The organism is Stenotrophomonas sp. YJH_SMC_131 (assembly GCF_059367975.1).
In genome coordinates this window covers 285,282-306,370 of the sequence record NZ_JCAFRJ010000001.1, presented here as the reverse complement: position 1 = coordinate 306,370, position 21,089 = coordinate 285,282, and the positions used below count along the sequence as shown (strand labels likewise).

Annotated in this window: 20 protein-coding genes; 9 read left to right on the top strand and 11 right to left on the bottom strand. The window is 66.9% G+C overall.

Features of this window, described 5'->3' with window-relative positions; all coding sequences use genetic code 11:
• Positions 1-8: 8 nt before the first annotated feature.
• Genes AC5P56_RS01315 through AC5P56_RS01305 form a run of 3 tightly spaced genes read right to left on the bottom strand, consistent with a single transcriptional unit; the run spans position 9 to position 3,359 of the window.
• Entirely contained in the window at positions 9-1,310 is a 1,302-nt protein-coding gene (locus AC5P56_RS01315; protein WP_046432623.1) for an ABC transporter permease, read from the bottom strand.
• Between the two features lie 10 nt (positions 1,311-1,320).
• Positions 1,321-2,046, bottom strand: coding sequence for an ABC transporter ATP-binding protein (locus AC5P56_RS01310; RefSeq protein ID WP_014648484.1), 726 nt, complete (start codon positions 2,044-2,046; stop codon positions 1,321-1,323).
• Positions 2,047-2,081: 35 nt separating this feature from the next.
• Positions 2,082-3,359 carry an efflux RND transporter periplasmic adaptor subunit gene (locus AC5P56_RS01305; protein ID WP_032961233.1) on the bottom strand — a complete coding sequence of 426 codons (1,278 nt, stop codon included), beginning with the start codon at positions 3,357-3,359 and terminating at the stop codon, positions 2,082-2,084.
• A gap of 203 nt (positions 3,360-3,562) precedes the next feature.
• On the opposite strand from AC5P56_RS01305, the gene glmS reads away from it, so the two are divergent.
• Entirely contained in the window at positions 3,563-5,401 is a 1,839-nt protein-coding gene (gene glmS / locus AC5P56_RS01300; RefSeq protein ID WP_495231401.1) for a glutamine--fructose-6-phosphate transaminase (isomerizing), read from the top strand.
• A gap of 446 nt (positions 5,402-5,847) precedes the next feature.
• Positions 5,848-6,279, top strand: a complete 432-nt coding sequence (locus tag AC5P56_RS01295; protein ID WP_014648481.1) for a CBS domain-containing protein — start codon at positions 5,848-5,850, stop codon at positions 6,277-6,279.
• Positions 6,280-6,346: 67 nt separating this feature from the next.
• Here AC5P56_RS01295 and AC5P56_RS01290 read toward each other — a convergent pair whose 3' ends face one another.
• The gene (locus tag AC5P56_RS01290) at positions 6,347-6,775 is read right to left on the bottom strand and encodes a VOC family protein (RefSeq protein ID WP_049404183.1); all 429 of its coding nucleotides are present in this window, start codon (positions 6,773-6,775) and stop codon (positions 6,347-6,349) included.
• Between the two features lie 90 nt (positions 6,776-6,865).
• Entirely contained in the window at positions 6,866-7,381 is a 516-nt protein-coding gene (gloA, locus tag AC5P56_RS01285) for a lactoylglutathione lyase (RefSeq protein WP_014648479.1), read from the bottom strand.
• A gap of 125 nt (positions 7,382-7,506) precedes the next feature.
• On the opposite strand from gloA, the gene AC5P56_RS01280 reads away from it, so the two are divergent.
• Positions 7,507-8,619 carry a PLP-dependent cysteine synthase family protein gene (locus tag AC5P56_RS01280; protein WP_014038552.1) on the top strand — a complete coding sequence of 371 codons (1,113 nt, stop codon included), beginning with the start codon at positions 7,507-7,509 and terminating at the stop codon, positions 8,617-8,619.
• 138 nt (positions 8,620-8,757) lie between these two features.
• Here the strand turns inward: AC5P56_RS01280 and AC5P56_RS01275 are convergent, their stop codons facing one another.
• Positions 8,758-9,162 carry a hypothetical protein gene (locus AC5P56_RS01275; protein WP_014648478.1) on the bottom strand — a complete coding sequence of 135 codons (405 nt, stop codon included), beginning with the start codon at positions 9,160-9,162 and terminating at the stop codon, positions 8,758-8,760.
• Positions 9,163-9,332: 170 nt separating this feature from the next.
• On the opposite strand from AC5P56_RS01275, the gene AC5P56_RS01270 reads away from it, so the two are divergent.
• Positions 9,333-11,363, top strand: a complete 2,031-nt coding sequence (locus tag AC5P56_RS01270; RefSeq protein ID WP_049440000.1) for a M3 family metallopeptidase — start codon at positions 9,333-9,335, stop codon at positions 11,361-11,363.
• A gap of 73 nt (positions 11,364-11,436) precedes the next feature.
• Here AC5P56_RS01270 and AC5P56_RS01265 read toward each other — a convergent pair whose 3' ends face one another.
• The 3 genes from AC5P56_RS01265 to AC5P56_RS01255 form a co-directional block, all read right to left on the bottom strand.
• On the bottom strand, positions 11,437-12,240 hold the full coding sequence (locus tag AC5P56_RS01265; protein WP_053496504.1) for an SDR family oxidoreductase: 804 nt from the start codon (positions 12,238-12,240) through the stop codon (positions 11,437-11,439).
• Entirely contained in the window at positions 12,237-12,803 is a 567-nt protein-coding gene (locus tag AC5P56_RS01260; RefSeq protein WP_049406028.1) for a DUF1415 domain-containing protein, read from the bottom strand. The genes AC5P56_RS01265 and AC5P56_RS01260 overlap by 4 nt, the downstream gene beginning before the upstream one ends.
• A gap of 101 nt (positions 12,804-12,904) precedes the next feature.
• Complete coding sequence (locus tag AC5P56_RS01255; RefSeq protein ID WP_006471121.1) at positions 12,905-13,387, bottom strand: YajQ family cyclic di-GMP-binding protein; 483 nt, start codon at positions 13,385-13,387, stop codon at positions 12,905-12,907.
• 155 nt (positions 13,388-13,542) lie between these two features.
• On the opposite strand from AC5P56_RS01255, the gene AC5P56_RS01250 reads away from it, so the two are divergent.
• From AC5P56_RS01250 to AC5P56_RS01240, 3 genes are all read left to right on the top strand, one after another.
• A complete protein-coding gene (locus AC5P56_RS01250) occupies positions 13,543-14,439 on the top strand; it encodes a DMT family transporter (RefSeq protein ID WP_014648474.1) in 897 nt (298 codons plus the stop codon).
• A 210-nt stretch (positions 14,440-14,649) separates the two neighbouring features.
• Positions 14,650-15,657: a methionine ABC transporter ATP-binding protein gene (locus tag AC5P56_RS01245; RefSeq protein ID WP_014648473.1), complete on the top strand. Its 1,008-nt coding sequence runs from the start codon at positions 14,650-14,652 to the stop codon at positions 15,655-15,657.
• Entirely contained in the window at positions 15,654-16,343 is a 690-nt protein-coding gene (locus AC5P56_RS01240) for a methionine ABC transporter permease (RefSeq protein ID WP_134809318.1), read from the top strand. Before AC5P56_RS01245 ends, AC5P56_RS01240 begins: the two co-directional genes overlap by 4 nt.
• 96 nt (positions 16,344-16,439) lie before the next feature.
• Here the strand turns inward: AC5P56_RS01240 and AC5P56_RS01235 are convergent, their stop codons facing one another.
• Positions 16,440-17,042, bottom strand: coding sequence for a lipocalin family protein (locus tag AC5P56_RS01235; RefSeq protein ID WP_014648471.1), 603 nt, complete (start codon positions 17,040-17,042; stop codon positions 16,440-16,442).
• A 128-nt stretch (positions 17,043-17,170) separates the two neighbouring features.
• Here AC5P56_RS01235 and AC5P56_RS01230 point away from each other — a divergent pair, with 128 nt between their 5' ends.
• Both AC5P56_RS01230 and AC5P56_RS01225 read left to right on the top strand, forming a co-directional pair.
• Positions 17,171-17,494 (top strand): hypothetical protein, encoded by a 324-nt coding sequence (locus tag AC5P56_RS01230; protein WP_032961212.1) that lies wholly within the window; start codon positions 17,171-17,173, stop codon positions 17,492-17,494.
• Positions 17,495-17,563: 69 nt separating this feature from the next.
• Complete coding sequence (locus tag AC5P56_RS01225; RefSeq protein ID WP_014648469.1) at positions 17,564-19,660, top strand: prolyl oligopeptidase family serine peptidase; 2,097 nt, start codon at positions 17,564-17,566, stop codon at positions 19,658-19,660.
• A 118-nt stretch (positions 19,661-19,778) separates the two neighbouring features.
• Here AC5P56_RS01225 and AC5P56_RS01220 read toward each other — a convergent pair whose 3' ends face one another.
• Positions 19,779-20,972: a pyridoxal phosphate-dependent aminotransferase gene (locus AC5P56_RS01220; protein ID WP_049406038.1), complete on the bottom strand. Its 1,194-nt coding sequence runs from the start codon at positions 20,970-20,972 to the stop codon at positions 19,779-19,781.
• Between the last annotated feature and the right edge of the window lie 117 nt (positions 20,973-21,089).

Below are 21,089 nucleotides of genomic sequence, written 5' to 3'. Positions count from 1 at the left end.
ACTCGTGCTTACTGCGACTTGAGCTGGATGGCCGGGGTAACCTGCATCGCGCGCCAGGCGGGCAGGAAACCAGCGGCGAGGCTGGCGAACAGGGTCAGGCCAATGGCCAGCAGCAGCATGCTGCCGTCCAGGTGGGCCAGGCTCGCGTAGTCCACGGGTTGCTGGCGCACCGCATACAGGCCGAGCAGGGCCAGGCCGATGCCGAGCACGCCGCCGGCAACGCCGATCGCACCGGCTTCAACCAGGCATTGCAGGAAGATCTGCCCACGGCTGGCACCGAGGGCGCGGCGCACGCCGATCTCGCCGCTGCGGCGCAGGAACTTCGCCAGCAGCAGGCCCACCGTGTTGACCAGGCAGACGCCGAGAAAGCCCAATGCCAGCCACATCTGCAGGCGCACGTCGCTGGGCACGGCATTCTTGAACGTCAACCACTCCATCACCGGGCGCAGGCGCACGTTGGTAGGGCGCTCGAAACGGCCCGCTGCGCGCTGCTGGTCCGAGTAGTTGGCCAGGTAGCTGCGGTAGTCCTCGACCTTGGCCGGATCCAGCTCCACCCAGTACTGGATCCAGCTGCAGGGCGCGTTGATCGAGTTGCTGCTGCCATCCGGATTCTCGCCGAAGCAGTTCATGTTGCCGTTGCTGCCGAACTCCAGGTCCATCGCAGTGGAAAACGGCACCAGCAGGTCTTCATCCTTGCCGTAGTTGCCGGTGGTCAGATCGAAGAAGTGGGGTTCGGGATTCCACTTCTTCATCACGCCGATCACCCGCAGTGAATGGCCACTCAGGCGGATCTCGCGACCGGTGCTGTCGGCACCCTGGAACAGCTTGTCGTTGATCGCTTTCGACAGCACCACCACCCGGCTGCGATTGTCATCATCGCTGCTGTTCCAGGCACGCCCGTACTGCATCGGCACGTCGAACATCGGGAAGAAATCGGCCGACGTCCAGCGCGTATCCACCGAGAACGGCTTGAGCGTGCTGAGCTCCGGTTCCACCGTGCCGCCGCCCGCGCTCATCATCGCCTGGCGGATGCCGCGCTTCTCGCGCAGCAGGGTCTCGGCGTCGCGCCGTGTCATCTGTTCCTCAGGCTCCTCACCCGGGGTATAGCCGCCGCGCGGGCGCGGATCGATCTGCACGTAGAACAGCTGGTCGCTCTTGCCGGGAATCGGGTCGCCGGACAGCACGTGGAACACCGTCAGCGTGGTCATCGAGGCACCGATGCCGAGCGCGATGGCGACCACCATCAGTGCGGTCAGGATCTTGTTGCGGCGGAAGCTGCGTACCGCCAATCGGGTGTAGTAGGCGAACATGGGAGTGCCCTCACTCGTTGACGGCAACGATGTGGCGCGGCGGGGTAGCCAGCACCGGTTCGCGCACCAGGTCGGTCACCTGGCCATCGACGATGTGCACGTTGCGCTGCGCGCGCGCGGCCAGTTCCGGGTCGTGGGTGACCATCACGATGGTGGTGCCGGCGGCATTGATCTCCTCCAGCAGTTCCATCACGCCGCGGGCCATCTGCGTATCCAGGTTGCCGGTCGGTTCGTCGGCCAGCAGCAGGCGCGGGCTGCCGGCCAGCGCACGCGCGATCGCCGCACGCTGCTGCTGGCCGCCGGACAGTTCGTTCGGGTAGTGCTTCATGCGTGAGCCCAGGCCGACCTGGGTGAGCGCCTTCTCGATGCGTTCGCGGCGCTCGTTGGCACTCATCTTCCGGTAGCGCAGCGGCACGTCGACGTTGTCGAACAGGTTCAGGTCGGGAATCAGGTTGAAGCCCTGGAAGATGAAGCCGATCTTCTGGTTGCGCAGGCGGCTGCGGGCGTCATCGCCCAGCGTGCTCACGTCCTGGCCGTCAAGCAGGTAGGTGCCGCTGGTGAAGGTTTCCAGCAGGCCGGCGATGTTGAGGAAGGTGGTCTTGCCGGAGCCGGACGGGCCGGTGACCGCGACGAACTCGCCTTCCTTGACCTGCAGTTCCAGCGAGCGCAACGCGTGGGTTTCCACCTGTTCGGTGCGGAAGACCTTGGCGACCGAACGCATTTCGAGCATGTACATGGGGTGTCCTCTCTCCAGGATTCAGGTATCAGGTATCAGTTGACGGAGACGCGTTCGGCGTCCTTGAACAGGTCGCTGCCGGAGACCACGATGCGGTCGCCCGGCTGCACACCCGACTTGATTTCCACTTCGCCCAGGCTGCTGACGCCCAGTTCCACCGGACGCCGCACCGCGGTGCGGCCATCCATCACGTAGGCCACGCCATTGCCCTGTTCGACGAACGGGCCGCGCTCGACCTTCAGCACGTCCTTGCGGGTATCGAGCAGCACGCGCACCGACATCCGCTGGCTCTGGCGCAGGCCTTCCGGCTGCGCGCTGGCGAAGCGCACGCGGGCGTTGACCTCGCCGTTGACCACTTCCGGCGACACCGCGCTGATCTCGCCCGGGAACGGCTTGCCATTGCCGCCGGTCAGCTGCGCCGGCATGCCGATCGCCAGGTCGCGGGCGAAGCTCTCCGGCACCTTGATCTCGACCTCGAACTTGGACAGGTCGACCACGCCCAGCACCGGCGCGTTGGCAGCCAGGTTGGTGGACTGGACCGCCTGCACCTGGCCGACCTGGCCGTCAAACGGTGCGCGCAGGGTCAGTGCGTCGACCTGGCGCTGCACTTCGGCCACCACGGCCTTCTGGCGGTCGGCCAGCAGCCGCTTGTTGCGGGCATCCAGGTCGGCGCCCTGGCTCTGCAGGCGCGCATCGGTGGTGGCGTTGGCCAGGGTGATGTCGGCCTTCTTCAGCGAGTCCTTGGCCTTGGCCAGGTCGATCTGTGGCACCGCACCGCCGTCGTAGCCGCGCTGGAAGCGCTGCAGGTCGCGGTCGGCGGCCTGGCGCTCGATGGTGGCCTGGTCGGTTTCCTTGCGCGACTTGGCGCGGGCCAGGGTGGCGTCCAGCGCGGCACGGCTGGCCTCGGCTTCCAGGCCGGCCAGGGTGGCCTGTTCCTGGGCCAGCTTGCTGCGCAGTTCCGGGCTGTCGATGACCGCCAGTTCCTGGCCCTTCTTCACCACGTCACCGGCGACCACTTTCAGGTCCACGGTGCCGGCCGAGATGGCGTACAGGATCGGGCTGTTGGCGGCGATCACCCGGCCGTCGGCGGCGATGTCGCGGACCAGGTCGCCGCGCTTCACTTCGGCGATGCGCACCCGGCTGCTGTCGAAGGAGCGGCTGGCATTGGACCAGGCATGCACGGCCCAGCCGATGCCGGCCAGCAGCACGATGGCGCCCAGCGCCGGCCAGCGGTAGCGCTGCCAGTTGACGCGGGTGGCGCCGGCGGGGGCGGAGGAAACGATCTGGTCCTGTGCGGAAGTGTCGCGGATCATCGGGTGCGTGCCTGACGGTGGTAGCCAGTACCAAGCACGTAGCGTGCCAACTTTATTTCCTTTCAGTTCAACAGGTTGGGCGGGCCGCTGGAGTGTCCGGGTGTCCGCGGACACCTTTCCGGACACTTTCATTAAGCGGACAGGAGGGGGAAGCCGGACACGCGGGCTAGAATGCGCCGATCGTCTTCAAGGAAACGCGTGACATGTGTGGAATCGTGGGTGCAATCGCCGATCGCGACGTGGTGCCGGTGCTGATCGAAGGCCTGAAGCGGCTTGAGTACCGTGGTTACGACTCCTCGGGCATCGCGGTGATCGATCACGCCGAGCGCCCCGAAGTACGTCGTGTCCGCCGCACCGGTCGCGTGTCGGAAATGGCCACGGCGGCCGAGGCCGAAGGGTTCAATGCGGTGCTGGGTATCGGCCACACCCGCTGGGCCACCCACGGCGGCGTCACCGAGGCCAACGCGCATCCGCACATCAGCCACGGCGTGGCGCTGGTGCACAACGGCATCATCGAGAACCACGAAGAGCAGCGCGAGAAGCTGCGCGCGCTGGGCTACACCTTCGAGTCGCAGACCGACACCGAAGTCATCGCGCACCTGATCCATCATCACCTGAAGGGCGGCGATGACCTGCTGGTGGCGCTGCAGCACACGGTGAAGGAGCTGACCGGCGCCTACGCGCTGGCCGTGGTCAGCCGCGCCGAGCCGGAGCGCTTCGTCTGCGCGCGCATGGGCTGCCCGCTGCTGGTGGGCCTGGGCGAGGGCGAGAACTTCGTCGCCTCCGACGTCTCGGCGGTGATCTCGGCCACCCGCAAGGTGATCTTCCTGGAAGAGGGCGACACCGCCGAGATCCGTCGCGATGGCGTGCGCATCTTCGATGAGCATGACCGGCCGGTCGACCGCGATGTGCACCTGTCCGACGTGTCGCTGGCATCGCTGGAGCTTGGCCCGTACCGCCACTTCATGCAGAAGGAAATCCACGAGCAGCCGCGTGCGCTGGGCGACACCATCGAGGCGGCGATCGACGCCGGTGGTTTCCCGGCCGAGCTGTTCGGCAAGAACGCCGAAGCGGTGCTGTCGGGCATCGAGGGCGTGCAGATCATTGCCTGCGGCACCAGCTACTACGCCGGCCTGACCGCGCGCTACTGGATCGAAGCCATCGCCGGCCTGCCGTGCAGCGTGGAGATTGCCAGCGAGTACCGCTACCGCGCCGCGTATGCCAACCCGAAGCACCTGATCGTCACCATCTCCCAGTCCGGCGAAACGCTGGATACGATGGAGGCGCTGAAGTACGCCAAGGCGCTTGGCCACAAGCACACGCTGTCGATCTGCAACGTGCCGGAAAGCGCGATTCCGCGCGCCAGCGAGCTGGTCTGCTACACCCGCGCGGGCGCGGAGATCGGCGTAGCTTCGACCAAGGCCTTCACCACCCAGCTGGCCGCGCTGTTCCAGTTGACCGTGGTGCTGGGCAAGCTGCATGGCCGCATCGACGCGGCGCAGGAAGCGGATTACCTGGAACAGCTGCGCTTCCTGCCGGGCAGCGTGCAGCACGCGCTGAACCTGGAACCGCAGATCGCGGCGTGGGCCGAACGCTTCGCGCGCAAGTCCAATGCGCTGTTCCTGGGCCGTGGCCTGCATTACCCGATCGCGCTGGAAGGCTCGCTCAAGCTCAAGGAGATTTCCTACATCCACGCCGAGGCCTACCCGGCGGGCGAGCTGAAGCATGGCCCGCTGGCGCTGGTGGACGAGGACATGCCGGTGGTGGTGATCGCCCCCAATGACAGCCTGCTGGAGAAGGTGAAGTCGAACATGCAGGAAGTGCGCGCCCGTGGTGGCGAGCTGTTCGTGTTCGCCGACCAGGACAGCAACTTCAATGAGTCCGAAGGCGTGCACGTGATCCGCACGCCGCGCCATGCCGGCGTGCTCAGCCCGATCGTGCACACCATTCCGGTGCAGCTGCTGGCCTACCACACCGCGCTGGCACGCGGCACCGACGTGGACAAGCCGCGCAACCTGGCCAAGAGCGTGACGGTGGAGTAACACTCCCGGATCCGTCGAATGCTGCATGCGAAAAGGGGCCCGCGTGGCCCCTTTCGTTTGCGTGGTCGGCCATGCCAAGTGGGACAGCCACCGGGTGTTCTGTCCGCCGTCGGCAGCAGGCAATCATTCTTTAATGCGCGGCATCGGCTGTATTCAGCGGCGGTTTCAGCCGCGGTGCCATTCTCTGGATCGTCGGTTGGTTCCCACGACGAACTGTCCTATCGATGCCGGTAGTGACCGATGGTCGCAGTCGTAGAATCGATTTGACCGAGGTCCGGGTTGAGCGGTTGAGCCCACCTCGTTCGCGTTGCAGCACATCGCCTGCCGATCCATTCCACGCGGCGGGCGGGTGCGCCAGACGTGCGCTGAAAGGTCTGTTCCCGGGGAGGGGGCGTATCGGAAGAGCACACTTTTTTGACTTCAGTGACCTGCACCAGGAAACAAGAATGAACGTCCGCGAACTTCTGCAATCCAAGAAAGAAGCTGTCATCACCATCGACGCCGAGGACACCATCGGTGCCGCCGCCCACAAGATGAGCGCGAACAGGATCGCTGCGCTGGTGGTGATGAAGGACGATGCCCCGGTCGGCATCATTTCCGAGAAGGACATCGTGCGTACCCTGGCCGACGACGGCCCGCAGGCCGGCCGCCGGGTGATCTCCAGCCTGCCGTCCACCGGCCTGGAAGGCATTGCGCCGGACGCGACGCTGAAGCAGGCCATGTCGTTGATGACGTACTCGCGGCGCCGTCATCTGATGGTGACCGACGGCAACCAGCTGGTCGGCATCCTCAGCCTGGGCGATATCGTGAAGAACCTGCTGGGCGAGCTGGAACTGGAAAAGGCCGTGCTTCAGGACATCTACATGGCCGCCCACTGAGGGCTGCAGCGCTGGAAGCAGGGAAGCCGGGCATTGCCCGGCTTCTTCGTTCACGGCTTCGGTGATATCAGAACGTGACCTTCACCGAGTCGGCGCTGTAGTTCGCAGGACCGTGATAGACCACTTCGATGTTGTTGCCGTCCGGGTCGAGCACGAAGGCGCCGTAGTAGCCCGGGTGGTAGGGGCGTTCGCCCGGCGCGCCGTTATCGGTGCCGCCGGCGGCGATCGCGGCGGTATGGAAGGCATCGACGGTGGCGCTGTCGCGGGCCTGGAAGGCCAGATGGTGCCGGCCGGTCAGCTGGCCGGCGGCGGCCTCGCTGCTGGCGCTGGAAATGAACAGCTCATCGGCCCAGAAGTAATCATCGCCTTCGCCGGCGATTGGGATGCCGATGGTGTCGAACACCGCCTGGTAGAAGCGGCGGCTGGCCGCCAGGTCACGCACCACCAGCTGGATGTGGTCGATCAGGCGGCCGCGGTGCAGTTCCATCGTTTCCATACGAACCTCGCAAAAAAGGGGACGGAGGGGATTAAGTCGCTTCCGGCCAATAGTGCCTGATACGACTTAATCCCTTCCATCCCCTTTTTGTCAGTTGGCGATGATTTCGACCCAGTAGCCGTCCGGGTCCTTGATGAAGGCCAGATTCTTCATGCGGCCGTCGGTCAGGCGTTTCTGGAAGGTCACGCCGAGGTCCTCGAAGCGCTGGCAGGCGGCCTCGATGTCCGGCACCGACACGCAGATGTGGCCGAAGCCGCGCGGGTCGCTGTTACCGTCGTGGTACACCGCACCGGCCTGGGTTTCGGTACCGTGGTTGTGGGTCAGTTCCAGCACGCCCGGCAGGCCGGCCATCCACAGGCGGCGCTGGCTGTCGTCTTCTGGCACCACTGCGCCGGCCGGCACGTAGGCCAGGAAGTACAGGCTGAACTGGGCGTCCGGGAAGTCGCGCTTGTCGATCAGCTGGTAACCCAGCACGCGGGTGTAGAAGTCCAGCGAGGCGGTGATGTCCTTCACCCGCAGCATGGTGTGGTTGAACACGAAGCCGCTGGTTTCGGCCGGGGCCTGGGCGGCGACGCCGGGGACATCGCGCAGGGCGGGAATGGTCATGGGGGAGGTCCTTCAGACGGGGCCGTTGCCGGCCGGATGGCGCCATTCTACCGGCCCGCACCTGACGGCACCGCGACGTACAATGGCCGGATCGCACCGTTCCGTCCTGATAACGATTGCCCGCCATGTCGCAGCGTGAATGGGTGGCCGCCGCCATCCGCAAGATCGAAGCCGATTTCAACCGTTCCGCCGATACCCATCTGATCCCGCTGGCGCTGCCCGGGTTCGAGGGCATCGACCTGTACCTGAAGGACGAGTCGAGCCATCCCACCGGCAGCCTCAAGCACCGGCTGGCGCGCTCGCTGTTCCTGTACGCGCTGGCCAACGGTTGGTTGCGCGAGGGCCGGCCGGTGATCGAGGCCTCCAGTGGCTCGACCGCCGTGTCCGAAGCCTATTTCGCGCGCCTGCTGGGCCTGCCGTTCATTGCGGTGATCCCGGCCACCACCTCGCCGGAAAAGATCGCGGCGATCGAGTTCCACGGGGGCCGCTGCCACCTGGTCGAGCGCGCCTGCGACCTCAACTGTGATTCGGAAAAGCTGGCCCGCGAAACCGGCGGCCACTTCATGGACCAGTTCACCTATGCCGAGCGGGCGACCGACTGGCGTGCCAACAACAACATCGCCGAATCCATCTTCAAGCAGATGGCCGAAGAGCCCAGCCCGGTTCCGGAATGGATCGTGTGCAGCCCGGGTACCGGCGGTACCGCCGCCACGCTGGGCCGTTATGTCAGCTACCGCCGGCATGACACCCGCATCCTGTGCGCGGACCCGGAAGTGTCGGTGTTCTTCGACGGCTACAAGGCTGCCGTGGCCGGTGAACAGGACTGGCGTGGACTGACCTGTAGCGGTGGCTCGCGCGTGGAAGGCATCGGCCGGCCACGGGTGGAGCCGAGTTTCATCCCGACCAGTGTCGATGCGATGGTGAAGGTGCCCGATGCGCTGAGCCTGGCCGCGATGCGCCATGTCAGCCGCCAGCTCGGCCGCCGTGTCGGTGGCTCCACCGGCACCAACTTCATCGGCGTGCTGCAGGCCGCGCAATGGATGCGTGAGGCGGGCCACCAGGGCAGCATCGTCAGCATCCTGTGCGACAGTGGCGAGCGCTATGCGCAGAGCTATTACGACCCGGCGTGGTATGGGCGGCAGGGGATCGATGTCGACGGCGCCGATGCGCAGCTGGCGGCGGCGGTGGCCGGGCAGGGGTTGCCCGAACTGCCGTGGTGCAGCCTGGAAGCGTTGTAACGCGGCAACGCACGCCCGGCTGTGCATCGGCTGGGTAGCGTCTACTGTTGGTCGACCGCTCCACGTTCAGGTCGCCAGAATCCCGCGCTGCGCGCGAAAGTCGACCCACAGTCGACTCCACCCGGTCGCCGGGGCGTCTCAATACCCCGCTGCGGTGAACGCATCCAGCACCGCATCGCGCAGCGCATCAGGCAACGCCTCGATGTCCATCGCGCGGTCATCCAGGTGCAGGCTGGGGTCCAGGATGCTGGCGCGTCCCTGGGCCAATGCCTGCAGCCACAGCAGCACGCAGATCACGAACTCGCGCTCGTGGCCCAGCTGCAACTGGCTGGCGCCGCGCTCGATCACCTCGAACGGGTACCACTCCTGGGCATCGTTGAACGTGCCGCCCTGCTGCAATACCGCCTGCAGCTGCTCCAAATGGCGGGGGGCGTCGTCGCCGGCATCGCACAGCGCGGCGATCCAGGCCAGTTCTGCCGGGCTGGCGGACAGCGCCAGCGAGCGCGCCGGTGAGATGGATGCCACTGCAGCCAGACCTTCCATGTAGGGCCTCGTTCGGTAAGTACCGCTGCGGACTCCCCCGCAGCCAGAGCTTCGGTGCGCGGCCGTCAGGCCGACGTGAACGCCGGCGCATGCCCCCTTGTCAGCCGCGCCTGTCAGCGCCATATCTGGGAAGCTGCCCGCCCGCCGGGCCCGTTCCCTGGAGATCTGCCGTGACCGTTGCCAACCCCCTGCTCGACTTTTCCGGACTGCCGCGCTTTGACGCGATCCGCCCCGAGCACGTCGCGCCGGCGCTGGATGTGCTGCTGGCCGAGGCCGAAGCTGCCGTCAGCGCAGCCGAGCGGGTGCAGCCGGTGCGTTGGGACACCTTCGTCACCCCGCTGGATGACGCCACCGAGCGCCTGTGGCGTGCCTGGGGCCTGGTCGGCCACCTGCAGGGGGTGGTCAACACCCCGGAACTGCGTGAGGCCTACAACGGCAACCTGCCGCGGGTGACCCGTTTCGCCAGCGCGCTGGGCCAGAACCTGGCGCTGTATCGCCAGTACCAGGCACTGGCCGCCAGCCCGGAGGCCGCGCATTTCAATGAAGCCCAGCGCAAGGTGCTGGACAACACGCTGCGTGACTTCCGCCTGGGCGGTGCCGAGCTGGCACCTGAGGCGCAGCAGCGCTTTGCGGCGATCAAGGAGGAACTGTCGGCGCTGTCGGCGAAGTTCTCGCAGAACGTGCTCGACGCCACCGATGCATGGTCGCTGTACATCGAGGACGAAGCGCGACTGCTGGGCCTGCCGGAAGACGTGAAGGCTGCCGCGCGCGCTGCGGCAGAGAAGGACGGCAGGACCGGCTGGAAACTGACCCTGCAGATGCCGTGCTACCTGCCGGTGCAGACCTGGGCTGAAGACCGCGACCTGCGCGAGATCCTGTACCGTGCCAGCGCGCAGCGTGCATCGGAGTTCGGCGATGACGCGCTGGACAACAGTGGCAACATCGACCGTATCCTTGCCCTGCGCGCCGAACTGGCCGCGTTGCTCGGCTTCGATTCGTACGGCCATTACTCGGTGGCGACCAAGATGGCGCAGGACCCGGCCGAAGTACTGGGTTTCCTGCGTGACCTTGCCGCGCGAGCCAAGCCGTTCGCGGCCAAGGACCGCGCCGAGCTGGAGCAGTTCGCACGCGAGCAGCTGGGCATCGATGCCCTGCAGGCCTGGGACCTGGCGTTCGCCGCCGACCGCCTGAAGCAGGCGCGTTACAGCTATTCCGAGCAGGAAGTGAAGCAGTATTTCACCGAACCGAAGGTACTGGGCGGCCTGTTCTCGGTGATCGAGCAGCTGTATGGCCTGCATGTGCAGGAAGACAGCGCACCGGTGTGGCACGAAGACGTGCGCTTCTTCCGCCTGGTCGATGCGCAGGGCGCGCTGGTCGGCCAGTTCTACCTGGACCTGTACGCACGCGAGGGCAAGCGCGGCGGTGCGTGGATGGACGATTGCCGCAACCGTCGCGTGCGTGGCGACGGCAGCGTGCAGACGCCACTGGTCTACCTGGTGTGCAACTTTGGCCGGGGCGCCAACGGCAGGCCGGCGACCTTCAGCCACAATGAAGTGACCACGCTGTTCCATGAGATGGGCCACGGGCTGCACCAGCTGCTGACCCGCATCGGCGAACTGGGCGTGGCCGGCATCAACGGCGTGGAATGGGACGCGGTGGAGCTGCCCAGCCAGTTCATGGAGAACTTCTGCTGGGAATGGGACCACCTGCAGGGCATGACCGCGCACGTGGACAGTGGCGAGCCGCTGCCGCGCGCGCTGTACGAGCGCATGCTGGCGGCGCGCAATTTCCATAGCGGCATGGCCACGGTGCGCCAGCTGGAGTTCGGCCTGTTCGACATGCTGCTGCACAGCCAGTTCGAACCGGCGCAGGACAGCGTGCTGGCACTGCTGGACCGAGTGCGCGCGGAAGTGGCCGTGAACCACCCGCCGGTCTGGAACCGCTTCCCGCACCAGTTCAGCCACATCTTCGCTGGTGGTTACGCCGCGGGTTACTACAGCTACAAGTGGGCCGAAGTGCTCAGCGCCGATGCCTACGCCGCGTTCGAGGAAGCGCCGCAGGCACTGGCTGAAACCGGTGCACGCTTCCGCGATGAGATCCTGTCGCGTGGTGGCAGCCGCCCGGCGGCGGAGAACTTCAAGGCCTTCCGCGGCCGCGCGCCGCAGATCGACGCGCTGCTGCGGCACTCGGGCATGGCGTAAGCGAAAAAAAGGGGGGACGGAGGGGATTAAGTCGTTTGTGCACAAACGACTTAATCCCCTCCGTCCCCTTTTTCTATTCGGCGTAGATCATCTTCCGGGTCATGCCGCCGTCGACGATGAAGTCCTGGCCGGTGCTGAAGCCGGACAGCGACGACAGCAGGTACACCGCCAGCGCGCCGATGTCCTCGGGGCGGCCGACCCGGCCGACCGGGTGCTGTGCCTGGTCGATGGCGGAGTACTCCGGTGCGTGTCGCCGCGAGGGGGCCTGCCAGGCCGTGGTGCCGATCCAGCCCGGACTGATGCTGTTGACCCGCACCGTTGGGCCGGCACTGATCGCCAGCGAATGGGTGAACGCCACCAGCCCGCCTTTGGCCGCAGCATAGGCCTCGCTGTGCGCTTCGGATTGCCAGGCGCGGGTCGAGGCGATGTTGATGATTGCGCCGGCGGCGCTGGCCGTCAGCGCCGGTAGTGCGTGCTTGCTGCACAGGAAGGCGCCGTGCAGCGAGGACAGGCGGCGCTGCCACTCGTCCCAGTCCATGTCCTGCAGCTGCGTGCCATGCGGTCCGGCGATGCCCGCGTTGTTGACCAGCCCGTCGATACGGCTGAAACGCCGCAGGGCCACGGCGATGAAGTCGCGCACGCTGGCTTCGTCGGTGATGTCCAGGCGCTGGAATGCGGCCTCGCCACTACGCTGCCATTCCGCCAGGCACGCCTCGCCGGCCTCCACGTCCAGGTCGCCGATCAGCACGCGTCCGCCGGCACCGAGCACGGCCTGTGCGATGCCACGGCCGATGCCGTTGGCGCCGCCGGTGACCAGCACCACCTTGCCCGACAGCGGCGCGGCCGGCCATGCGGCAATCGGCGGCACCGTGCTCACGTCAGGTCTTCGCCACGCAGGCGGCGATGCCAGCCGTCCACGCCGATGCGGTCCAGGGTCTGGATGTTGCGCTCGACGATCACGTCCGGGTCCGGATAGACATCCACTGCGCGCGCCACGCTGTCTTCGCGCAGCAGGTGCAGGGTGGGGAAGGGCGCGCGATTGGTGTAGTTGCTGGCGTCGTCCGCTGCCACGCCGTCGAACTGGTAGTCCGGGTGGAAGCTGGCCACCTGCAGGATGCCCTGCAGGTCCAGTGCCTCGATCGCGGCGTCGGCGTTGTCGAGGAAATCGTTGTAGTCGAGGAAGTCCGTCAGCACCTGCGGATGCACGATCAGCGTGGTATCGATCTGCTCGGCCGGCGTATCGCGCAACAGCACCAGTTCCTCGGCCAGCTGCTCAACCAGCGCTTCCGGCGTGGTCGCATCACTGAGCACGATGCGGACCTGGTCCTTCACATACACCGCCTTGGCGAACGGGCACAGATTCAGGCCGATGACGATGCGCTCCAGCCACAGGCGGGTGGCAGCGATCGGGTCATCGGTGGGCAGGGGGGAATCGGTCATGGCGGGCACGTCGGCTGGCGGGGCCGCCATTGTAGGCGCGTCGTTGGCAACGCGCCGTCGTGCCTGCCGCTGGCAGCGCCGGGGCATGCCCGGCGGATGCCTCAGTCGCGGAAGTTGTTGAACTGCAGCGGCAGCTCGAACTTGCCGGCCTTGAGCACGGCGATGGCGTCCTGCAGGTCGTCGCGCTTCTTGCCCTGCACGCGCAGCTTGTCGCCGTTGATCTGGCTTTCCACCTTCAGCTTGGCATCCTTCAGCGCCGCCGCGATCTTCTTGGCGATCTTCTGCTCGATGCCCTGCTTGACGGTGATCTTCTGCCGGGCCTGGGCCAGGTTGGTCTCGATGTCGCCGAACTCCAGGCTGAGCACGTCGATGCCGCGTGCGGCCAGGCGAGCACGCAGGATGTCGTTCATCTGCTTGAGCTGGAACTCGGTCGGCGCGGTCTGGTTGATGACATCGCCGTCGCGCTCGAACTTTGCGTCCACGCCCTTGAAGTCGAAGCGGGTGGCCAGTTCGCGGTTGGCCTGGTCGATGGCGTTGGTCAGCTCGTGGGTGTCGACTTCGGACACGACGTCGAAGGAAGGCATGGGCGGTGCTCCGCAGGTTTCAGTGGCGATCATTCTATCGCGAGGGCCCGCATGCCCGTCCCCTGTAGAGCCGAGCCCACGCTCGGCGGCTTTGTGAAGAGCAGCCGAGCGTGGGCTCGGCTCTACAGAAAGCGACGACCGGGCGATAATGGGCCATGAACGTGCAACGCTCCCCTTCGCGTGCGGTGGCCTGGATGGTCGCTGCGGTCGCCTGTTTCTCGCTGATGGACGCTGGCATGAAGCAGCTGTCGGCCAGCTATCCGACCCTGGAAGTGACCTTCCTGCGCGGCGCGGCCTCGTTGCCGTTCGTGCTGGTCTGGGTGTTGGCCAGCGCCGGCCCGCGCTCGCTGGTGCCGCGTCGCTGGGGCCTGCACCTGCTGCGTGGCGCGCTGGGCATGGCGATGATCGGCTGCTTCGTGTTCGCCCTGCGCGACCTGCCGCTGTCCACCGCCTACACCATCTATTTCGTCGCCCCGCTGCTGATCGCCGCCTTGTCGGTACCGCTGCTGGGCGAGCGGGTCGGGCCACGGCGCTGGGTCGCCATCGGCATCGGCCTGGTCGGCGTGCTGGTGGTGCTGCGGCCGGGCGTGGACGGTTTCATCTCGGTGCCCGGCCTGATGGTGCTGGCTGCGGCCACCGCCTATGCCGTGGCGGCGATCACGGTCAGCCTGCTGACCCGCACCGATACCTCGCAGTCGATGGTGGTCTGGTTCCTGGTGATCATGGCCATCGGTGCCGGCCTGCTGTCCCTTCCCGGCTGGGTGCCGCTGCAGCTGGCGCATGCGCCGCTGATCGCCGGCATGGGCCTGGCCGGGGCGCTGGGCCAGATCGCCCTGACCAAGGCGTTCCAGCTGGGAGAGGCCTCGATGATCGCGCCCTTGGAATACAGTGGCCTGGTCTGGGTGATCGGTTGGGATCTGGCCTTCTGGGGCCAGCTGCCTGATGGCTATACCTGGGTGGGCGCCGCGATCATCGTGGCTTCGGGGCTGTACCTGCTGCATCGTGAGCGCCTGAACCGGGTGCAGCCACCTAAGCCGCTGGACCATCCCTGAGCCGGTTGGGCCTGGGAATGGGGTCAGAGCCCCTGCGGGGATCCGACCCCGGGGTCGGATCCCCGCAGGGGCTCTGACCCCAGCCAACACGTCGGCGCGGGCGGCTTAGAACCAAAAGGAATAACATTCTGGCCCATGGCGCGGGCGCGCGACCGCCTGCGCTGGTAGGCTGCACGCCCCCTTCCGTCACCCAGCCGGTGAGCCACGCCCGTGATCGAGTTCCAGCGCCTGCACAAATCCTATGCCGTTGCCGGCCGCGAAGTCAGCGCGCTGCAACCGCTGGACCTGACCATCGAGGCCGGTGAGGTATTCGGCATCATCGGCCATTCCGGCGCCGGCAAGTCGACCCTGATCCGCATGATCAACCGCCTGGAAGAACCCAGCGGTGGCCGGCTGCTGATCGGTGGCGAGGATGTCACCGCACTGGACGCGGACGGCCTGCGCACGCTGCGCCGGCGCATCGGCATGATCTTCCAGCACTTCAACCTGCTGTCGTCGCGCACGGTGGCTGGCAATGTCGCCTTCCCGCTGGAACTGGCCGGCACGCCGCAGGCGGAGATCGACGCGCGCGTGGCCGAGCTGCTGCAGACCGTGGGCCTGGAAGCGCATGCGCAGAAGTATCCGGCGCAGCTGTCCGGCGGCCAGAAGCAGCGTGTCGGCATCGCCCGTGCGCTGGCGACCCGCCCGCAGATCCTGCTGTGCGACGAGGCCACCAGCGCGCTGGATCCGCAGACCACCGCCTCGGTGCTGTCGCTGTTGTCGAAGATCAACCGCGAGCTGGGCCTGACCATCGTGCTGATCACCCACGAGATGGACGTGATCCGCCGTGTCTGCGACCGCGTGGCCGTGCTCGATGCTGGCCAGATGGTCGAGACCGGTCCGGTTACCCGGGTGTTCCTGCATCCGCAGCACCCGACCACGCGGCGGTTCGTCAGCGAATCGGAGCACGTGGACGAAGGGGCGTTGCACCGCGATTTCGACGTGGTGGGCGGGCGCATCGTGCGCCTGACCTTCCTCGGCGGCGACACCTACGAACCCCTGCTGGGCAGCGTCGCGCGCCAGACCGGGGTCGACTACAACATCCTGTCCGGCCGTATCGACCGGATCAAGGACACCCCCTATGGCCAGCTGGTGGTCGCCCTGGTGGGCGGTGACCAGTCCGCCGCGCAGGCTGCCTTCGTGGCTGCCGGCGTGCATGTCGAGGAGCTGCGTCGATGATCATCGCCACTGCCGGCGGTTTCTTCCGTCACCTGGATGCGGGCAAGTGGGCCGACATCGGCCAGGCCACCCTCGACACCCTGCTGATGCTGCTCGGTTCGCTGCCGCTGACTCTGGCCATCGGCCTGCCGCTGGGTGTGCTGCTGTACCTGTTCGGGGCGCCGCAGATGAAGCGCCGGCCGTTTGCCTATGGCGTGCTGGCTCTGGTGGTGAACCTGCTGCGCTCGGTGCCTTTCATCATCCTGATGATCGTGCTGATCCCGGTCACGCTGTTCCTGATGGGTACCTCGCTGGGCGTGCGCGGCGCGATCGTGCCGCTGGTGATCGGCGCGGCGCCGTTCTACGCGCGCCTTGTCGAGACCGCGCTGCGCGAAGTGGATCGTGGCGTGATCGAGGCGACCCAGGCGATGGGCGCCACCACCTGGCAGCTGGTCACCCGGGTGCTGCTGCCGGAAGCACGACCGGGGCTGATCGCCGGGGCGACGGTCACCACCGTGGCCCTGATCGGCTTCACCGCGATGGGCGGTGCGATCGGTTCCGGTGGCCTCGGCGACCTGGCGTTCCGCGATGGTTACCAGCGTTCGCACACCGACGTGGCGCTGGTCACCGTGGTCCTGTTGCTGGTCCTGGTGCAGCTGCTGCAGATGCTCGGCGACCGCCTGGTCGCGCATTACAGCCGCAAGTAACAGAATGCCGGGCGGCAGCCGGCCAGCGGCCGGCTCTACCCGATTGCCGGGAAAAAAACGGTAGTGCCGGCCGCTGGCCGGCAATTCCACGTGCGGTCAACGCGCGTTCGGTACTTCGTAGCCCAGCTTCCCGACCTGTTCCGGATGCTGAGGCACGCGCTTGAGCTTGTCGGTGTTCACGCCGTACTCGTCGCGCAGGCGCTCGGCCAGCTCCTTGTACAGGGCTTTGTCCATGTCCGGCTTGCGCGCGAAGATCCAGGCCATTTCGCGGCCCGGATAACCGATCAGTGCCCATGAATAGTCCGGGGCCACTTCCAGTACCCGCGAGTGGGTCGGCACCACGCGATAGAACCAGGTTCGCCAGCCATGGTTGCCGCTGTCCGGATCGACGCTGGCACGTGCGCGAATTTCCTGCAGTGGTTCGCCGAAACCATCACGGTAGCGGTAGGTGATGGCGACCTTGTGCTCGTCGCGCAGCTCGTACTCGTTGACGCTGGCGACATGCCCGCGTTCGATGAAGTTCGGCACGCGGCCGATCACATACCAGGTGCCCATGAAGCGCTTCAGGTCGATCGGCGCCCCCGGGTCGGCCGCGTCGGTGGCGCTGGCGCGGGGCGACGGCGGCTCACTGGCGGCCATGGCAGGACCTGCCAGGGACAGAGCCAGCAGCACGGCGCAGAACGGGCGGATCGAAGTCATGCGGGAGCGGGCTCCAGTGGGCTTGCACGCGCATGGTCGACTGTGTGCACGCGATCCGTCAATGGTGTCGCATCCTGTGAGAAGGGGCTTGCCCAAGCTGTGTTGCATTGTCTACCGGAGAAGCCCCCATGAACGCTCGTTCCGTCCGTCGCCCTGCAACTGAACGCGTCATCGAACGCGCCGACCCACGCCTGCTGCGCGGCGTGCGGCAACTGGCGCTGGCCGGGCTGGCGCTGATCCTGGTCTGGCCGGCGGCACGCGGCAGCAGCGCGTGGCTGGGCTGGCTGCCGATGTGGCTGGTGGGCATGCCGCTCGCCGCCTGGTGGGCGCTGCTGCGCTTTCCGCTGCCGCACCCGTCATGGCGATGGCGGGCGCGGCGTACCGGTGGACAGGCGCGCCGTCGGCCGGCTTCCGCCGCACGCGGCCGGCGCGGTCCGGCGGCCACGGCCTGACCTTCGACACGGGGGAGGCCGCGACATTCCGTGCTAGCGTTCCCCGGCTTATGACTGCCTGGAGCTGCAATGTCACGACTCGCTTCCGCCTGCCTGCTGGCCGGCATGATGACCGCTGCCTCGGTGGGGACCGCCGTGGCCGCTGAAGACACCGATCGCTACGCCTGGCTGGAGGACGTCACCGGCGACAAGCCACTGTCCTGGGTCAAGGAACAGAATGCCAGGTCCGAGGCGCGCCTGGCGCAGACCCCGGCCTTCAAGCAGATGGAGACCAGCATCCGCGAGGTGCTCGACTCCGACGCCAAGATTCCCGGCGTGCAGAAGATCGGTGACTACTACTACAACTTCTGGAAGGACCAGCAGCACGAGCGCGGCCTGTGGCGCCGCACCACCCTGGCCGAGTACCGCAAGGCCTCGCCGCAGTGGGAGACCGTGCTCGACCTGGATGCACTGAACAAGGCCGAGGGCGAGAACTGGGTCTGGCACGGCGCCGACTGCCTGCGCCCGGATTACAGCCGCTGCCTGATCGCGCTGTCGCGCGGCGGCGCCGACGCCGACGTCACCCGTGAGTTCGACCTGGCCAACAAGACCTGGATCAAGGACGGCTTCTTCCGTCCGGAGTCGAAGGGCGGCCTCAACTGGGTCGATCGCGACACCGTGTTCGTCTACACCGACTTCGGTGCCGGCTCGATGACCACCTCCGGCTACCCGCGCGTGGCCAAGCTGTGGAAGCGCGGCACGCCGATGGCCTCGGCCACCGTGGTGTACGAAGGCAAGCCGGAGGACATGTACATCGCGGCGATGCACGATGACACCCCGGGCTTCGAACGCAACCTGGTCAGCCGCACCCTGGCGTTCTACAACAACGAGCTCTACCTGCGTGGCGATGACGGCACGCTGACCAAGATCGACGCGCCGAACTCGGCCGAGAAGGGGTTGCACAAGCAGTGGCTGACCCTGGAACTGCGCGATCCGTGGACCGTGGGCGGCAAGACCTACGCGTCCGGTTCGCTGCTGGCGACGAAGCTGGACGACTTCCTGGCCGGCAAGCGCGACTTCGACGTGCTGTTCACCCCGACCGCGACCACCTCGCTGGCCAGTGCCAGCTGGACCAAGAGCCATCTGGTGCTGAATGTGCTGGACGACGTCAAGAACCGCCTGTCGGTGCTGACCCCGGGCGCCGACGGCTGGCAGACCAGCCGCTTCGTCGGCGCCCCGGCCTTCGGCACGCTGGGCGTGGCTGCGGTGGACAGCAATGACAGCGACGCGGTGTGGCTGACCGCCACCGATTACCTGACGCCGACCACGCTGGCCCTGGCCGAGATCGGCCAGGCACCGGAAACGCTGAAGACCATGCCGGCCTTCTTCGATGCCAAGGGCAAGGTGATCGAGCAGCACTTCGCCACCAGCAAGGACGGCACCCGCGTGCCGTATTTCGTGGTGCACGACAGGGCGATGAAGCTCGATGGCTCCAACCCGACCCTGCTGTATGGCTACGGTGGTTTCGAGATCTCGCTGACCCCGAGCTATTCCGGTGGCATGGGCCGCGCCTGGCTGGAGAAGGGCGGCGTGTACGTGGTCGCCAACATCCGCGGCGGCGGCGAGTACGGCCCGCGCTGGCACCAGGCGGCGCTGAAGCAGAACCGTCACAAGGCCTATGAAGACATGGCCGCGGTGGCGCGGGACCTGGTCAAGCGCAAGATCACCAGCGCCAAGCACCTGGGCGTGCAGGGCGGCAGCAACGGTGGCCTGCTGACCGGCAACATGCTGACCCAGTACCCGGAGCTGTTCGGTGCGGTGGTGGTGCAGGTGCCGCTGCTGGACATGAAGCGCTACAGCCACCTGTTGGCCGGCGCCTCGTGGATGGCCGAGTACGGCAACCCGGATACCAGCGACTGGGAATTCATCAAGACCTTCTCGCCGTACCACCTGTTCAACGCGAAGAAGAACTACCCGCCGGTGCTGTTCACGACCTCCACCCGCGATGACCGCGTGCACCCGGGCCACGCCCGCAAGATGGCGGCGAAGATGATCGACGCCGGCAAGGACGTGACCTACTACGAGAACATCGAAGGGGGCCACGGCGGCGCAGCCAACAATGCACAGGCCGCGCATATGTCCGCGCTGGCCTACAGCTTCCTGTGGGAGCGGTTGGGCGGCAAGTAAGCAGAACGGAAAACGCCGCCCCAGGGCGGCGTTTTTCTTTACCGGTAGTGCCGGCCGCTGGCCGGCAACCGCATCATTCAGGCATTCCCGGGTTGCCGGCCAGCGGCCGGCACAACCCTCAACGTGATCCCTGCCAACGCTTCAACCCGCGTGCGATCCGCGCCACCGCCTCCTGCAAACGCGGTACCTGCTGGGTATACGCCAGCCGCACATGCTGGTTGGCGCGATGGAAGCCGAAATCCAGGCCCGGGGTGAACGCCACGTGCTCGGTTTCCAGGAAGTGCGCGCAGAACGCCTGCGCGTCGTCGGTGAACGCGCTGACATCGGCGTACAGGTAGAACGCGCCCTGCGGTTCGACTTCAATGCGGAAGCCGAGCTCACGCAACGCGGGCAGCAGGAAGTCGCGGCGTTGGCGGAACGCTTCACGGCGCTGTTCGAAGATCGCCATTGATTCCTCGCTGAAGCAGGCGAGCGCGGCGTGCTGGGCGATGCTGGAGGCGCTGATGTACAGGTTCTGCGCCAGCTTTTCCAGGTCCGGTACCGCTGCAGGCGGTGCCACCAGCCAGCCCAGCCGCCAGCCGGTCATGCCGAAGTACTTGGAAAAACTGTTCAGCACGAACGCGCTGTCGTCCACCTGCAGCACGCTGGGCGCATCCAGGCCGTAGGTCAGGCCGTGGTAGATCTCGTCCACCACCAGGTGGCCGCCCCGCGCGTGCAGGGCCTGCGACAGTGCCGCCAGTTCGTCGGCGGACAGCACGGTGCCGGTCGGATTGGCCGGTGAGGCGACCAGCGCGCCGACGCTGTCGTCATTCCAGTGCTGTTCCACCAGCGAAGGGGTCAGCTGGTAGGCGGTGTCCGGGCCGACCGGCACCAGCTGCGCGCCGCCCTCGACGAGGCGCAGGAAGTGGCGGTTGCAGGGGTAGCCGGGGTCGGCCAGCAGCCAGTGGCGGCCGGGATCGACCAGCAGGCTGCTGGCCAGCAGCAGCGCACCGGACCCACCCGGGGTGACCAGGATGCGTTCGGGATCGACATCCAGCCCATAGTGGCTGCGGTAGAAACCGCTGATCGCCTGGCGCAGCGCCGGCAGGCCGCGCGCGGCGGTGTAGCGGGTGTGGCCGGCGGCCAGTGCGGCCTGGCCGGCACGCACGACGGGTTCGGCGGTAGTGAAGTCCGGTTCGCCGATTTCCAGGTGGATCACATCGTGGCCTGCCTGTTCCAGCGCCTGCGCGCGGGCCAGCAGGGACATCACGTGGAACGGAGCGATTTCATGGCTGCGCCGGCTGTAGCCCGGCGTGTGGGGCGGGGTGCTCATGTGCCCATGGTACGCCGGCCGGCGCAACCCATGACGTTCCGCAGGGTTGCCGCATTGCCGAGATTGGGGTCAGATCCCTTTTCGGGAAAAGGGATCTGACCCCGTCGAAGACCATTG

Bases quoted from the DNA above. Each gene is read 5' to 3' on its own strand.
- AC5P56_RS01230 (WP_032961212.1), top strand. From the start codon at position 17,171: ATGAACGCTCGTTCCGTCCGTCGCCCTGCAACTGAACGCGTCATCGAA.
- AC5P56_RS01250 (WP_014648474.1), top strand. From the start codon at position 13,543: ATGAACGTGCAACGCTCCCCTTCGCGTGCGGTGGCCTGGATGGTCGCT.
- AC5P56_RS01225 (WP_014648469.1), top strand. From the start codon at position 17,564: ATGTCACGACTCGCTTCCGCCTGCCTGCTGGCCGGCATGATGACCGCT.
- AC5P56_RS01240 (WP_134809318.1), top strand. From the start codon at position 15,654: ATGATCATCGCCACTGCCGGCGGTTTCTTCCGTCACCTGGATGCGGGC.
- AC5P56_RS01220 (WP_049406038.1), bottom strand. From the start codon at position 20,972: ATGAGCACCCCGCCCCACACGCCGGGCTACAGCCGGCGCAGCCATGAA.
- AC5P56_RS01260 (WP_049406028.1), bottom strand. From the start codon at position 12,803: ATGACCGATTCCCCCCTGCCCACCGATGACCCGATCGCTGCCACCCGC.
- AC5P56_RS01310 (WP_014648484.1), bottom strand. From the start codon at position 2,046: ATGTACATGCTCGAAATGCGTTCGGTCGCCAAGGTCTTCCGCACCGAA.
- AC5P56_RS01290 (WP_049404183.1), bottom strand. From the start codon at position 6,775: ATGGAAACGATGGAACTGCACCGCGGCCGCCTGATCGACCACATCCAG.
- glmS (WP_495231401.1), top strand. From the start codon at position 3,563: ATGTGTGGAATCGTGGGTGCAATCGCCGATCGCGACGTGGTGCCGGTG.
- AC5P56_RS01280 (WP_014038552.1), top strand. From the start codon at position 7,507: ATGTCGCAGCGTGAATGGGTGGCCGCCGCCATCCGCAAGATCGAAGCC.
- gloA (WP_014648479.1), bottom strand. From the start codon at position 7,381: ATGACCATTCCCGCCCTGCGCGATGTCCCCGGCGTCGCCGCCCAGGCC.
- AC5P56_RS01255 (WP_006471121.1), bottom strand. From the start codon at position 13,387: ATGCCTTCCTTCGACGTCGTGTCCGAAGTCGACACCCACGAGCTGACC.
- AC5P56_RS01305 (WP_032961233.1), bottom strand. From the start codon at position 3,359: ATGATCCGCGACACTTCCGCACAGGACCAGATCGTTTCCTCCGCCCCC.
- AC5P56_RS01295 (WP_014648481.1), top strand. From the start codon at position 5,848: ATGAACGTCCGCGAACTTCTGCAATCCAAGAAAGAAGCTGTCATCACC.
- AC5P56_RS01235 (WP_014648471.1), bottom strand. From the start codon at position 17,042: ATGACTTCGATCCGCCCGTTCTGCGCCGTGCTGCTGGCTCTGTCCCTG.
- AC5P56_RS01275 (WP_014648478.1), bottom strand. From the start codon at position 9,162: ATGGAAGGTCTGGCTGCAGTGGCATCCATCTCACCGGCGCGCTCGCTG.
- AC5P56_RS01315 (WP_046432623.1), bottom strand. From the start codon at position 1,310: ATGTTCGCCTACTACACCCGATTGGCGGTACGCAGCTTCCGCCGCAAC.